Annotated in this window: 16 protein-coding genes; 10 read left to right on the top strand and 6 right to left on the bottom strand. The window is 69.2% G+C overall.

Going from position 1 to position 12,285, the window contains the following annotated elements; translation table 11 throughout:
- Positions 1 to 9: 9 nt before the first annotated feature.
- Positions 10 to 1,053: a heat-inducible transcriptional repressor HrcA gene (gene hrcA, locus HD841_RS06365; RefSeq protein ID WP_179508129.1), complete on the bottom strand. Its 1,044-nt coding sequence runs from the start codon at positions 1,051 to 1,053 to the stop codon at positions 10 to 12.
- Between the two features lie 2 nt (positions 1,054 to 1,055).
- Positions 1,056 to 1,574, bottom strand: a complete 519-nt coding sequence (locus tag HD841_RS06360; protein WP_179507960.1) for a DUF6438 domain-containing protein — start codon at positions 1,572 to 1,574, stop codon at positions 1,056 to 1,058.
- Positions 1,575 to 1,655: 81 nt separating this feature from the next.
- Here HD841_RS06360 and rph point away from each other — a divergent pair, with 81 nt between their 5' ends.
- The 3 genes from rph to HD841_RS06345 are packed head-to-tail and all read left to right on the top strand — an operon-like array spanning position 1,656 to position 3,622.
- The gene (gene rph / locus HD841_RS06355) at positions 1,656 to 2,369 is read left to right on the top strand and encodes a ribonuclease PH (protein ID WP_179507959.1); all 714 of its coding nucleotides are present in this window, start codon (positions 1,656 to 1,658) and stop codon (positions 2,367 to 2,369) included.
- Positions 2,366 to 2,992 carry an RdgB/HAM1 family non-canonical purine NTP pyrophosphatase gene (gene rdgB, locus HD841_RS06350; protein WP_179507958.1) on the top strand — a complete coding sequence of 209 codons (627 nt, stop codon included), beginning with the start codon at positions 2,366 to 2,368 and terminating at the stop codon, positions 2,990 to 2,992. The genes rph and rdgB overlap by 4 nt, the downstream gene beginning before the upstream one ends.
- A 3-nt stretch (positions 2,993 to 2,995) precedes the next feature.
- Positions 2,996 to 3,622, top strand: coding sequence for a GNAT family N-acetyltransferase (locus HD841_RS06345; protein WP_179507957.1), 627 nt, complete (start codon positions 2,996 to 2,998; stop codon positions 3,620 to 3,622).
- A 264-nt stretch (positions 3,623 to 3,886) separates the two neighbouring features.
- Here the strand turns inward: HD841_RS06345 and HD841_RS06340 are convergent, their stop codons facing one another.
- Entirely contained in the window at positions 3,887 to 4,456 is a 570-nt protein-coding gene (locus HD841_RS06340; RefSeq protein WP_179507956.1) for a CAP domain-containing protein, read from the bottom strand.
- Positions 4,457 to 4,468: 12 nt separating this feature from the next.
- Here HD841_RS06340 and hemW point away from each other — a divergent pair, with 12 nt between their 5' ends.
- The gene (hemW, locus tag HD841_RS06335) at positions 4,469 to 5,617 is read left to right on the top strand and encodes a radical SAM family heme chaperone HemW (RefSeq protein ID WP_179507955.1); all 1,149 of its coding nucleotides are present in this window, start codon (positions 4,469 to 4,471) and stop codon (positions 5,615 to 5,617) included.
- A gap of 218 nt (positions 5,618 to 5,835) precedes the next feature.
- Here the strand turns inward: hemW and rnc are convergent, their stop codons facing one another.
- Both rnc and lepB read right to left on the bottom strand, forming a co-directional pair.
- Positions 5,836 to 6,504, bottom strand: a complete 669-nt coding sequence (rnc, locus tag HD841_RS06330; protein ID WP_179508128.1) for a ribonuclease III — start codon at positions 6,502 to 6,504, stop codon at positions 5,836 to 5,838.
- On the bottom strand, positions 6,501 to 7,367 hold the full coding sequence (lepB, locus tag HD841_RS06325; protein WP_179507954.1) for a signal peptidase I: 867 nt from the start codon (positions 7,365 to 7,367) through the stop codon (positions 6,501 to 6,503). Before lepB ends, rnc begins: the two co-directional genes overlap by 4 nt.
- Positions 7,368 to 7,494: 127 nt before the next feature.
- On the opposite strand from lepB, the gene pgi reads away from it, so the two are divergent.
- The 6 genes from pgi to gorA are packed head-to-tail and all read left to right on the top strand — an operon-like array spanning position 7,495 to position 11,428.
- Complete coding sequence (gene pgi, locus HD841_RS06320; RefSeq protein WP_179507953.1) at positions 7,495 to 8,985, top strand: glucose-6-phosphate isomerase; 1,491 nt, start codon at positions 7,495 to 7,497, stop codon at positions 8,983 to 8,985.
- A 34-nt stretch (positions 8,986 to 9,019) separates the two neighbouring features.
- Positions 9,020 to 9,202 (top strand): DUF4174 domain-containing protein, encoded by a 183-nt coding sequence (locus HD841_RS20710; RefSeq protein WP_257015263.1) that lies wholly within the window; start codon positions 9,020 to 9,022, stop codon positions 9,200 to 9,202.
- Entirely contained in the window at positions 9,199 to 9,405 is a 207-nt protein-coding gene (locus HD841_RS20705; protein ID WP_373562937.1) for a DUF4174 domain-containing protein, read from the top strand. Before HD841_RS20710 ends, HD841_RS20705 begins: the two co-directional genes overlap by 4 nt.
- A 54-nt stretch (positions 9,406 to 9,459) precedes the next feature.
- On the top strand, positions 9,460 to 9,672 hold the full coding sequence (locus tag HD841_RS06310; protein ID WP_179507952.1) for a type II toxin-antitoxin system VapB family antitoxin: 213 nt from the start codon (positions 9,460 to 9,462) through the stop codon (positions 9,670 to 9,672).
- Positions 9,663 to 10,082, top strand: coding sequence for a type II toxin-antitoxin system VapC family toxin (gene vapC, locus HD841_RS06305; protein WP_179507951.1), 420 nt, complete (start codon positions 9,663 to 9,665; stop codon positions 10,080 to 10,082). Before HD841_RS06310 ends, vapC begins: the two co-directional genes overlap by 10 nt.
- Positions 10,082 to 11,428 (top strand): glutathione-disulfide reductase, encoded by a 1,347-nt coding sequence (gene gorA, locus HD841_RS06300; protein WP_179507950.1) that lies wholly within the window; start codon positions 10,082 to 10,084, stop codon positions 11,426 to 11,428. Before vapC ends, gorA begins: the two co-directional genes overlap by 1 nt.
- 33 nt (positions 11,429 to 11,461) lie before the next feature.
- Here the strand turns inward: gorA and HD841_RS06295 are convergent, their stop codons facing one another.
- On the bottom strand, positions 11,462 to 12,244 hold the full coding sequence (locus tag HD841_RS06295; RefSeq protein ID WP_179507949.1) for an enoyl-CoA hydratase/isomerase family protein: 783 nt from the start codon (positions 12,242 to 12,244) through the stop codon (positions 11,462 to 11,464).
- Positions 12,245 to 12,285: the final 41 nt, after the last annotated feature.

The following is a 12,285-nucleotide window of genomic DNA, read 5'->3' as shown; positions in this document are numbered from 1 at the left end:
CCTGTAGTGTCAGCCCATCAAACGGGCGAGCGTTGCCGCCGTGAAATCCACCATGGGCACGACGCGCGCATAGTTCAACCGCGTCGGCCCGATCACCCCGACCACGCCGACCACCCGGCCGCCGGGGCCGCGGAACGGCCGCGCGATCACCGACGACCCCGACAGCGCGAACAATTTGTTCTCCGCGCCGATGAAGATCCGGGTCGCATCGCCGGCGCTGGCGCTGTCGAGCAATTGCGCGATCTCCTGCTTGCCCTCGAGATCGTCGAGCAGGTCGCGCACCCGGTCGAGATCGGCGGCAGCGGCGGCGTCGATCAGCCGCCCCTGCCCGCGCACGATCAGCACCGGCCGCCGCGCGCCATCCTCGCTCCATACCGCGAGCCCCGCCTCGACCAGCGTCCGCGCCGCGCCGTCGAGCGCCGCCTCGCCCTCGGCCATCTGCCGCCCGACCCGCGCCCGCGCCTCGGCGAGCGTCAGGCCGGACAGGGTCGCGGTCATGTAATTGCCCGCCTCGACCAGCGCCGAGGGGGTCATCCCGGCGGGCAATTGGATCACCCGGTTCTCGACCGAGCCGTCCTCGCTGACCAGCACCGCCATCGCCTGATCGGGCGACAGCGCGACGAACCCGATCGAGCGCAGTGCCAGTTCGCGCTTGGGCACCATCACCAGCCCCGCGCAGGCGGACAGGCCGGACAGTGCCGCCGTGGTCGCCGCCAGCGCCTCCTCTACCGGCCCGCGGTGTCCCGCCCGCGCCTCGATCGCGGCGCGTTCCTCGGCCGAAGGCTCGAGCGCCTGCATCATGCCGTCGACGAACAACCGCAGCCCACGCTCGGTCGGGATGCGGCCGGCGCTGGTGTGCGGGCTGGCGAGCAGCCCCAGTTCCTCCAGCTCCTGCATCACGCCGCGGATCGACGCCGGCGACAGGTTGATCCCCGACGCGACCGCGATCGTCTTCGACCCCACCGGCATGCCGCTTTCGACATAGCCGTCGACGACGGCGCGGAAGATGTCGCGGGCGCGATCGGTGAGCTCGGTGACCGGTGGTGCCATGATCCTTATGTAGGACGCGCGCCGCCGCCGATAAAGCCACCGATCGGCAGCGCCCGCGGCGCATCGGCCAAGGCGCGGAACATCGCGGCATTCTGCTCCATGTCGCAGCCGAAATAGGCGTTGAGGTGCGACGGCGCCGCGCCACTGCCCGTCCAGCGCACGTCGACCGACGGCTGGTCGGTCGCCAGGCGGGCGCAGCCGGGCTGGCCCGCCCGCAGCTGCCGCTCGCCCTGCGGCCGATACGGCGCCAGCTTGGCCGCGAACAGATGATAGGCTTCGGGCGACGCCTGGAAGCTGCGCGTGCCGGTCACGGCGGTGAACCGCTGCCCCTCGAACGTGCCCTTGCCGTCGGGCGCGATCGTCACCGTATAGACCGGGCAGGCGCCGAAGCACGCCCCGGTCTCGTAGCGGATCGTCTCGCTCTCCGCCGCGACCGGCTTGCCGCCGTCGCGCGACGCATCGACCACCACGCACCCCGCCAAGCCGACGGCGGCCAGCATCACACCCACGATCTCCTTGCGCATGTCTGTCTCCCCTCTGCTCACCACTGGCGTGTGCCTGCGGTGCCGTCTAGGGCTGCGCCATCGAACCTTGAGGAGAGTTGAATGCGCCCCAGCGGCCGCGCCCCGGATCAGATGCGCAGCATCACGATCGAGCCGAACTTCACCCGCCACGCCGAAGGATCGGTGCTGGTCGGCTTCGGCGACACCAAGGTCCTCGTCACCGCCAGCCTGGAAGAGCGCGTGCCGCCGTTCCTGCGCGGCAAGGGCGAAGGCTGGGTGACCGCGGAATATGGCATGCTGCCCCGCGCCACCCACACCCGCGGCAACCGCGAGGCCGCCAAGGGCAAGCAGTCGGGCCGCACCCAGGAGATCCAGCGCCTGATCGGCCGGTCGCTGCGCTCGGTGGTCGACATGAAGCTGCTCGGCGAGCGCCAGATCACGCTCGACTGCGACGTCATCCAGGCCGACGGCGGCACCCGCACCGCCGCCATCTCGGGCGCCTGGGTCGCGCTGCGGCTCGCGGTCAACACTTTGCTGAGCAGCGGCAAGCTGACCGTCGATCCGATCCTGCAGAAGGTCGCTGCGGTCAGCTGCGGCATCTATCAGGGCACGCCGGTGCTCGACCTCGACTATCTCGAGGATTCGGCGGCGGATGCAGACGGCAATTTCGTCCTGCTCGAGAACGGCAACATCGCCGAGGCGCAGGCCACCGCCGAACACGCCACCTATGACGAGGAGGCGCTGCTCCGCCTGCTCCGCCTCGCACGGATCGGCTGTACCGAGATCTTCGCCGCGCAGGACCGCGCCGTCCGATGAGCGGCGAAGGCGAAACCCCGCAGGCGATCCGCAAGCTCGCGCCCGGCCGGCTGGTCATCGCCAGCCACAATGCCGGCAAGGTCCGCGAGATCGCCGAGCTGCTCGGGCCCTACGGCATCGAGCCCGTCTCGGCGGGCGAACTCGACCTGCCCGAGCCCGAGGAGACCGGCACCACCTTCGTCGCCAACGCCGAGCTGAAGGCGTTGCAGGCGGCGGACCTGTCCGGCCTGCCCGCGCTCGCCGACGACAGCGGCCTGTGCGTCGATGCGCTGGGCGGCGACCCCGGCATCTTCTCGGCACGCTGGGCAGGCGAATCGAAAGACTTCGACCTCGCGATGCGACTGGTCGAGGACCGGCTGCACGAGGAACCGGACATGCCGCGCAGCGCGCATTTCGTCTGCGCGCTCGCGCTCGCCTGGCCGGACGGCCATGTCGAATGGTTCGAGGGACGGGTGGACGGCACGCTGGTCTGGCCGCCGCGCGGCGGCAACGGCTTCGGCTATGATGCGATGTTCCTGCCCGACGGCGGCACCGAGACGTTCGGCGAGATGGACGCCGCCGCCAAGCACGCGATCAGCCACCGCGCCGATGCCTTCCGCCAATTGGTTGCCGCGGTGCTCTGAGCCATGACGGGCGTCGATCCGGTCCTCGTCCGGGGCTGGCTCGCCGCCCGCTCGCTGTCGCGCGGGCTGCCGGCGCCGGTCGCCGACCACGGCGGCTGGCGCGTCGACACCGGCGGCGAGGTCGAACGCCGCCGCCACGTCTTCGCGGCGGCCGGCCCCGGCCTCACCGCCTTGCTCGCGACGATCGCCGAGCCCGGCATCTTCGTGAAGCTCTGCGCCGATGCCGACAGCTTCGGCGCGCTGCTGCCGCCGCGTTGGACGATCACCGACGCCAATTGCATGATGGTGCCGGACCGCCCCGTCCGCGCTCCGCCGGTGGTGCCGCCGGGCTATCGGCTGGCGACCGCGCGCGACGGCGGCGTCACGCAGGTGACGATCGCCGCGCCCGACGGCGGCCTTGCGGCGAGCGGCTATGCGGCGGAACTGGACGGCGTCTTCGTCTACGACCGCATCGTCGTCGAGGAACCGCACCGCCGCCGCGGGCTGGGACGAGCGCTGATGATGGCGCTGGGCGAGACGTGCGCGCCAGCGTCGCGCCAGGTGCTGACCGCGACCGCGATGGGCGCCGCGCTCTATGCCACGCTCGGCTGGCGGGTGTACGCACCCTACACGACGGCGACGATCCCCTGATCCCTCCCCGCAAGGGAGAGCGCTATCGCCTGTGGCTGCGGTGATGAGGCTCGATCGGCCTTCTCATCAGATTCGTCACCCCGGACGTGTTCCGGGGTCCACCGGGCCGCAAGGGGACGGAGCGTCCCAAGCCTTACTCCCCGCCGCAGAGTGGACCCCGGAACACGTCCGGGGTGACGGGGTGGGCGTGGACAACGACGGGCTCGCACGAACGTCCATATGCCATGGCCCCGCCCGCAAGCGGGAGGAATGGGTGTTCCGCCCTCAATATGCCACCGAGCCCCACACATTGCCCGGCGGCGCGTACCGGCACACCACGAAATCATCCTTCGCGTTGCTGGCGATCGCGCAGCCGACCTGCGTCGTGCCGCGCCAGACGATCTGGGTGTAATGGCCGACATCCTCCCAGCGCCCGGTCTTGCTCGACTGCGGCACCGGCAGGTTCACGAAATCCTTCTTCTCCGCCACCCAATGGCCGACCATCTCGTCGAACCGATAGGCGCCGCGCGTGCCGGTCCACAGGTTTTCACCTTCCCGGTCCATGCCGAGCGACTGCGGCGCATGTTCGAACCGTCCGGTGCGCGCCATCGTCTGCGCATAGGCCAGCGCCGATGCGGCGAGCGGTTCGCTCCACGTCAACGGCGCCACGCCGACGTCGGCGCGCGCCCGGTTCTGCCCGGCCAGCATCGCCTGGCGCAACAGCACCGACCCGCGCGGCGCCGGCTCCACGCTCGCCCGCGGCTCGACGACACGCTCGGGCGCTTGCGTACAGCCGGCGACGAACACGAGGGCGGCGGCAAGCCATGAGTGGCGTTTCCATGTCATTCCCGCCATATCGGCACCATCATGACTCCCGACAAGACGCCGCTCGCGCTCTACGTCCATTGGCCGTTCTGCGTCTCGAAATGTCCCTATTGCGACTTCAACAGCCATGTCCGCGACACGGTCGATCAGGACGCGTGGCGTGACGCGCTGCTCGCCGATCTGGCCCATGAGGCGCGGGCGCTGCCCGGCCGTACGCTCGGCTCGATCTTCTTCGGCGGCGGCACGCCGTCGCTGATGCCGCCCGCCACCGTCGCCGCGATCCTCGACGCCGCACAGACCCACTGGCGGCCGACCGCCGATATCGAGATCACGCTGGAGGCCAATCCCTCCTCGGTCGAGGCGGCCCGCTTCGCCGATATCGCCGCGGCCGGCGTCAACCGCGTCTCGCTCGGGCTGCAATCGCTCGACGACGCGGCGCTGCGCTTCCTCGATCGCGCGCACGGCGTCGACGAGGGGCTGGCGGCGCTCGCCACCGCCCAGCGGCATTTCGGCCGCGTCAGCTTCGACCTGATCTACGCGTTGCCCGACCAGAGCCTGGCGGCGTGGGAGGCGGAACTCGCCCGCGCGCTGTCGTTCGGCACCGAACACCTCTCGCTCTACCAGCTGACCATCGAACCGGGCACGCGCTTCGCCACCGAGGCGGCCAGGGGCCGGCTCACCATCCCCGACGGCGATGCCGCCGCCGACCTGTTCGAGGCGACGCGCGCGCTGACCAATGCCGCCGGCATCCCCGCTTATGAAACCTCCAACCACGCCCGCCCCGGCGCGGAGAGTCGCCACAATCTCACCTATTGGCGCTATCGCGATTATGCCGGCATCGGCCCCGGCGCGCACGGCCGCCGCGGCGGGCTGGCGACGCAGCGCCACAAGAAGCCGGAGAACTGGCTGTCCGGCGTCGCCCGCAACGGCCACGGCCTGCAGATCGAGGACCCGCTCGTGCCGCACGACCGTGCCAGCGAGGCGCTGGTGATGGGCCTGCGCCTGCGCGAGGGCGTCGACCTGACGCATGTCGCGGCGCTGGCGGGCGGTATCGCCCCGATCGACTGGACCGCGGTGGAACGGCTGGCAGCGCAGGGACTGGTCGCGCAGGAACCCGGCCGCTTGCGCGTGACGGAGGCAGGCACGCTCCTGCTCGACGCGATCCTGCCGCTGGTCGTGAAGGACGCCTGACCCCGGCCCCGCCAAGGGGACCGACGGCGGCGAGGCCAACCCCGCGCTGACTACGCCGTCACCCCCGACGTGTTCCAAGCGCCATCGGTCCACCGGCGCGCGCTTATACCTCCAGCATTCTCCTCGCCGCAGAATGGCCCCGGACCAAGTTCTGGTGGGTGTGTAGCGGACGGACCTAGGTCCATAAGTAGTAGCCCCCCCCCAAACGCGACCATCTGTCAGGGGCTCAGCTTCTCCAACAACGCCTTCGCCGCCGCGGTTTCCGCCTCCTGCTTGTTCGCGCCGGTCGCGGTCGCGTCGGCGAAGCTGCCGATCTTGACCTGTACGGTGAAGCGCGGCGCGTGGTGCGGGCCCGAGCGGTCGACGACGACATATTCGGGCGTGCGCCGCCCCGCCGCCGCCGCCCATTCCTGCAACGCCGACTTGGGGTGCTGCGGCGCCTTGTCGCCGTGCTGGACGCGATTGCCCCATGCCTTGCGTACGAAGGCGCGCGCGGCGTCGAGGCCCGCCTCGCGATACCAGGCGCCGATCAGCGCCTCCATCACATCGCCGAGGATATTGTCGCTCTCATAGGCGCCGTCGTCGCGCGCCTGCTTGCCGAGGCGCAGATGCGCGCGCACGCCGAGTTCGCGCGCCACGTCCGCACAGACAGCGCCGGTAACCAGCGCGTTGAGCCGCTTCGACAATTGCCCCTCGGGCTCCTTGGGGAACAGCTCCCACAGCCATTCCGCCATCACGAGGCCGAGGACGCGGTCGCCGAGGAATTCGAGCCGCTCGTAATTCTCGGCCGCCTGGCTGCCGTGGGTCAGGGCGCGTTGATACGGCGCGATATCGGCGGGGCGGCGGCCGAAGGTGTCGGCCAGCCATTCGGGCAGTGCGGTGCTCAGAAGCCCTCTCCGATCCGCTGCCAGCGGGCGGCGGTGAACCAGCTGATCGGATTGATCAACGAGGCGCTGCCGTCGGTCGAGAAGAAGGTGACCATCGCCTTGCCCTCGATCCGCTCCATCGGGATATAGCCCATGCCGATCGGCGCGGGAAAGCGGCTGTCGGCGCTGTCGTCGCGGTTGTCGCCCATCAGGAAGACGTCGCCGGCCGGCACGGTGTAGAGGCCGGTATCGTCCGCCTGCGGGATATCCGCCTGGTCGAGCACCATATAGCTCTTGCCGTTGGGCAGCGTCTCGCGAAAGCGCGGATAGCGGCAGATGGCGACGCCGGCGGCATCGACGTCCTGGAACTTGGCGCCGCACTTCTGCGCATCGAAATTGGGGGTGAGCGGCAGCACGAAGTCGCCGACGCGCTGCTTGGGAATCGGCTTGCCGTTGAGGATCACCTGGCCGTGGCGGACCTGGATCGTGTCGCCGGGCAGGCCGATGACGCGCTTGATGACGTCATGGTCCGCGTGCTCTGGATCGGTATCGCCGGGAGCAGGCGCGGGCGAGCGGAAGACGACGACATCGCCGCGCGCGGGATCGCGGCCGAAGATGCGCCCGGGGATGAGCGGCAGCCCCCCCGGCAGCGACCAGCGCGAATAGCCGTAGTTCCACTTGGTGACGAACAGATAGTCGCCGATCAGCAGCCGCGGCAGCATCGATTCCGAGGGGATCGAGAAAGGCGCGAACAGGAAGCTCCTGAGGATCAGCACCGCGATCGCCAGCTTGACGAGGAAGCGCAGCGTCTCGTTGAGTTCGGAGCGCGGTGGCTTCGCCTGCGCGGGGGCCGCCGCCGCGGCCGTCGTGGGAGTCTGGTCCATAGAGCGGGAGCCTTAGCGTCCCCCGAGCGTCCTGAGTAGTCGTTCCGACCGACCGGGGCTTGCCCGCCCGCGCAGGATCGATACGGAGCAGACACGAACATCCCTTCCCCGAAGGACGGAAAACGACATGAGCGACTGGTCTGCGATCGAAGCCCTCCCCTCCCCCAAGCTGGTCGATTTGTTCGAGAAAGACGGCGAGCGGCTGTCCAAGTTCAGCCTCGACGTGGCGGGGATCCATTTCGACTGGTCTAAGACGCACCTGACGACGGAGGCGGTCGACGCCTTCGTCGCGCTGGCGCAGGCGCAGGACCTCGCCGGCAAGCGCGACGCGATGTTCGGCGGCGAGCACGTCAACGTCACCGAGGACCGGCCGGTGGGTCACACCGCCGAGCGCGGCGAAGGCGATCCGGAGAGCGTCGCGCTGGCGCGCAAGTTCCACGAGCGGATGCGCTCGCTGATCGACGCGATCGAGGGCGGCGCGCTCGGCGACATCCGCCACGTGCTCCACATCGGCATCGGCGGGTCGGCGCTCGGGCCGCACCTGCTGGTCGACGCACTGGGCCGTGAGGATGCGCGCTATGACGTCGCGATCGTCTCCAACGTCGACGGCGTCGCTCTGGAGGACGCGATCAAGGACTTCGATCCGGCGGCGACGCTGCTGGTCGTGGCGTCGAAGACCTTCACCACCAAGGAAACCATGCTCAACGCCGAATCGGCGCTGCAATGGATGACCGAACATGGCGTCGAGGACCCCTACGGCAAGGTGATCGCACTGACCGCGGCGCCCGACAAGGCGATGGAATGGGGCGTCGACGAGACGCGCATCCTGCCGTTCGGCGAAGGCGTCGGCGGGCGCTATTCGCTCTGGTCGTCGATCGGCTTTCCGGCGGCGATCGCGCTCGGCTGGAGCGCGTTCGAGGAACTGCTCGAAGGCGCGGCGGCGATGGATCGCCATTTCCGGCTGACCGCATTGCATGAGAATGCGCCGGCGCTCGCCGCCTTCGCCGACCTCTATTACACGCAGGTCCGCCACGCCGAGACGCGCGCGCCCTTCGCCTATGACGAGCGGCTGCGGCTGCTGCCGAGCTATCTCCAGCAGCTCGAGATGGAATCGAACGGCAAGGGCGTGAAGACCGACGGCACGCCCGTGGGTCGGCCGACCGCGGCGATCACCTGGGGCGGCGTCGGCACCGATGCGCAGCATGCGGTGTTCCAGCTGCTTCACCAGGGCACGCATCTGGTGCCGGTCGAGTTCATCGCGGTGATCGAGCCGGGCGATACGCTCGCCGAGGACCATCATCGCCAGTTGCTGCTCAACGCCTTCGCACAGGGCGCGGCGCTGATGAAGGGCAAGCAGGTCGAGGACCCCGCGCGCTCGTACAGCGGCGACCGGCCGTCGTCGACGTTGCTGCTCGAGGTGCTCGATCCGCGAACGCTGGGGGCGATGATCGCCTTCTACGAGCATCGCGTGTTCGTGAACGGCGTGCTGCTCGGCATCAATTCGTTCGACCAGTTCGGCGTCGAGCTGGGCAAGGAAATGGCCAAGGCGGCCGATCAGGGCGGCCAGTCGTTCGATCCGTCGACCGAGGATCTGATCCGGCGCGCCGGGCTGGAGTAACGCCACCGATGGGATCGTCGTGCGTTGTGGCACGATGATCCCGCTTCTGCTCGCCGCGGCGCTCGCGCCGGCTCCCGCCACGGTTGCGGCGATGCGCTGGGAACGGCGCGTGTTGCTGCTCGCGGCGCCGCGCGGGGATGATCCGGCTCTGTTGGCGCAACGGCGGGCGCTGGCCGGCTGGGACGCCGGCGCGCGCGAGCGCGATCTGGCGGTGTGACGATCGTCGGCGACCGGGTGAGCGGCGCGGATGATGGCGCCGCAGCGTTGCGCAAGCGCTATCGGCTCCCGGCGGGCGGGTTCGTCGCGATCCTGATCGGCAAGGATGGCGGCGAGAAGCTCCGCTCGGCGAAACCGATCCTGCCCGAGGTGCTCGCCGGGACGATCGACGCGATGCCGATGCGCCGTGCCGGTGGGCGGTAGCGTTGCGGAGCGAGAGCACGCCCTCTATGTGTACGGTTGTGCGGAGCCATACACATGCGGACCAATATCGATATCGACGACGCGTTGATGGCGGAAGCCACGCAGTTGAGCGGCTTGAAGACCAAGCGCGATGTCGTCCATTTCGTGCTGAGCCGTTACGTCAAGCTCGAGCGCCAGCGCGAGGCCCTGGAGGGACTGCGCGGGCTCGGTTGGGACGGCGATCTTGAGGCTATGCGTACCGACGATCCGGTGCGCGAATGGGGCTGATCGTCGTCGACTCCAGCGTGTGGATCGACCTGCTCAGCAATCGGGATACGATCCAGACGCGAGCATTGACGGGATATCTCGATAGGGGCGATCTTTTGGCTATCGGCGACCTCGTCCTCATGGAAGTGCTGCAAGGCGCACGAAGCGAGGCGCGCGCGGATGAGGCGATGCGCTTCTTCGCCCGCTTCGATCGACTGGCGATCGCCGACCACCGCGTCGCCGTTGAAGCCGCCCGCCACTATCGCCATCTCCGCGGCCTCGGCATTACGATCCGCAAGACGATCGATACGCTGATCGCCACCCGCTGCATCCTTGATCGCCTTCCGCTGTTGTACAGCGATCGTGATTTCGACCCTTTCGTCCAGCATCTCGGCCTCCGGTCGGCGCTCGACGCTCCCGGAGTGAATTGATGTCCGACTATGACTATGACCTGTTCGTCATCGGCGCAGGGTCCGGCGGCACGCGCGCGAGCCGCGTCGCCGCGGCGCATGGCGCCAAGGTGGCGGTGGCGGAGGAGTATCGCGTCGGCGGCACCTGCGTCATCCGCGGCTGCGTACCCAAGAAGCTGCTGATCTACGGCGCGCATTTCGCCGAGGATCTGAAGGACGCCAAGCGCTTCGGCTGGCAGGTGCCCGACGAATGCGCGTTCGACTGGAAGACGCTGCGCGACAACGTGCTGGAAGAGGTCGACCGGATCAACGGCGCCTATACGCAGACGCTGGAGACGCATGGCGTCGAGATCATCCACCAGCGCGCCGTCGTCACCGGACCGCACAGCGTCCGCCTCGCCGACGGGACCGAGAAGACCGCCGGGCGCATCCTCGTCGCGGTCGGGGCGCATCCGGCCGTGCCCGATTGTCCGGGCGCCGAACATGGCATCACCAGCAACGACGCCTTCCATCTCGACGCCATCCCGAAGCGTATCCTGATCGCCGGCGCCGGCTATATCGCCAACGAATTCGCCGGCATCTTCCATCAGTTCGGCGCCCATGTCACGATCATGAACCGCACGCAGGACATCCTGCGCGGCTACGATCTGTCGATCCGCGACCGGCTGTTGCAGATCAGCATGATGAAGGGGCTGGAGTTCAAGTTCGACGCCAATTTCGAAGGCATCGAGAAGACGGAGGACGGCTGCCTGACCGTGCGCATGTCGAACCACGATCCGGTGACGGTCGATATGGTGATGTTCGCGACCGGCCGTATCCCCAACACGGCCGGGCTTGGCCTGGAAGAAGCCGGCGTGCAGTTGGAGAAGGGCGCGATCGTCGTCGACGAACAAAACCGGTCGAGCGTCGACAGCATCTTCGCGGTCGGCGACGTTACCAACCGCGTCCAGCTGACCCCGGTGGCGATCCGCGAGGGGCAGGCGTTCGCCGACACCTTCTACGGCGACAAGCCGACGACCGTCGATTATGCCAACATCCCCGCAGCGGTGTTCAGCCACCCGCCGATGGCCGGCGTCGGCATGACCGAAAGCGAGGCGAAGCAGAAGCTTGGCTCCATCCGCGTCTATTCGTCGGACTTCCGTCCGATGAAGAACGTGCTCGCCGGGCGCAACGAGCGCGCGCTGTACAAGATGGTGTGCGACGGCGAGACCGGGCGGATCGTCGGGCTGCACATGATCGGCCCCGACGTGCCCGAAATCCTGCAGGCCGCGGCGATCGCGGTGAAGGCCGGGCTGACCAAGGCGCAGTTCGACGAGACGGTCGCGCTGCACCCGACGATGGCGGAAGAGCTGGTGCTGATGAAGTGACCGACGCCTGAGTCCCCTCCCGCCCGGGGGGACTCAGCGGCCGGTGAAGTTGCCGGGGCGGCGTTCGTTGACGGCTCTCACGCCCTCGGCGAAGTCTGCGGTCTTTTGCAGCCACGCCTGTTCGGCAAGTTCGTGGTCCGTCTGCCGCTGGACGAGGTCGAACAGGTCGCCGCGGAGCGTCGCGCGGGTCGATTGCACCGCGAGCGGCGCCCCGGCGGCGATCTCCTGTGCCAGCGCGAGCGCTTCGGCGCGGAGCCGGTCGGCGGGAACGAGCAGGTCGACGAGGCCCCATTCCGCCGCCTGCTCCGCCTTGATGCGGCGGCCGGTGAGGTTCATCAGCAGCGCGCGCTGGCGGCCGACGACGCGCTCGAGCACCGCCGAGATGCCGAAGCCGGGGTGGAAGCCCAGATGTACGAAATTGGCGACGAAGCGCGCCTCGGGCGCCGCAACGCGGAAATCGGCGACGAGCGCCAGCCCGAGCCCCGCGCCGACCGCCGATCCCTGCACCGCCGCGACCACCGGCTTGCGGACCGCGAACAGCCGCGCGGCGGCGACATAGAAGGGATTCCGCGTCCCCTCCGGCTGCTCCCGTTCGACCGGATTGTCGCGCGCCAGATCGGCGCCGGCGCAGAAGATGCGGCCGTCCGATTGCAGGACGATCGCCCTCACGTGCGGATCGGCATCGGCGGTGGCGAACGCCGCGCCGATCGCCTCGATCAGCGCAAGGTCCGCGAAATTGTGCGGCGGCCGCGCGAAGGTGACGATCGCGACATGGCCATCGTGGATGATGGTGACGGGCGCTTGAGGGTTGGTCATGACACCGTCTTGCCGAGATCGCGACCGCTGCGCCAGCCCCC

It is taken from the genome of Sphingomonas melonis, assembly GCF_013409985.1.
GTDB classification, from domain to species: domain Bacteria; phylum Pseudomonadota; class Alphaproteobacteria; order Sphingomonadales; family Sphingomonadaceae; genus Sphingomonas; species Sphingomonas melonis_A.
Note: the sequence above shows the minus strand (reverse complement) of the source record. Positions and strands in the feature narration are given on the sequence as shown.

Coding starts and splice junctions, on each gene's coding strand:
- pgi (WP_179507953.1), top strand. CDS start 7,495: ATGAGCGACTGGTCTGCGATCGAAGCCCTCCCCTCCCCCAAGCTGGTC.
- HD841_RS06340 (WP_179507956.1), bottom strand. CDS start 4,456: ATGGCGGGAATGACATGGAAACGCCACTCATGGCTTGCCGCCGCCCTC.
- HD841_RS06345 (WP_179507957.1), top strand. CDS start 2,996: ATGACGGGCGTCGATCCGGTCCTCGTCCGGGGCTGGCTCGCCGCCCGC.
- gorA (WP_179507950.1), top strand. CDS start 10,082: ATGTCCGACTATGACTATGACCTGTTCGTCATCGGCGCAGGGTCCGGC.
- HD841_RS06360 (WP_179507960.1), bottom strand. CDS start 1,574: ATGCGCAAGGAGATCGTGGGTGTGATGCTGGCCGCCGTCGGCTTGGCG.
- vapC (WP_179507951.1), top strand. CDS start 9,663: ATGGGGCTGATCGTCGTCGACTCCAGCGTGTGGATCGACCTGCTCAGC.
- rph (WP_179507959.1), top strand. CDS start 1,656: ATGCGCCCCAGCGGCCGCGCCCCGGATCAGATGCGCAGCATCACGATC.
- HD841_RS06295 (WP_179507949.1), bottom strand. CDS start 12,244: ATGACCAACCCTCAAGCGCCCGTCACCATCATCCACGATGGCCATGTC.
- HD841_RS06310 (WP_179507952.1), top strand. CDS start 9,460: ATGCGGACCAATATCGATATCGACGACGCGTTGATGGCGGAAGCCACG.
- hemW (WP_179507955.1), top strand. CDS start 4,469: ATGACTCCCGACAAGACGCCGCTCGCGCTCTACGTCCATTGGCCGTTC.
- rdgB (WP_179507958.1), top strand. CDS start 2,366: ATGAGCGGCGAAGGCGAAACCCCGCAGGCGATCCGCAAGCTCGCGCCC.
- HD841_RS20710 (WP_257015263.1), top strand. CDS start 9,020: ATGATCCCGCTTCTGCTCGCCGCGGCGCTCGCGCCGGCTCCCGCCACG.
- lepB (WP_179507954.1), bottom strand. CDS start 7,367: ATGGACCAGACTCCCACGACGGCCGCGGCGGCGGCCCCCGCGCAGGCG.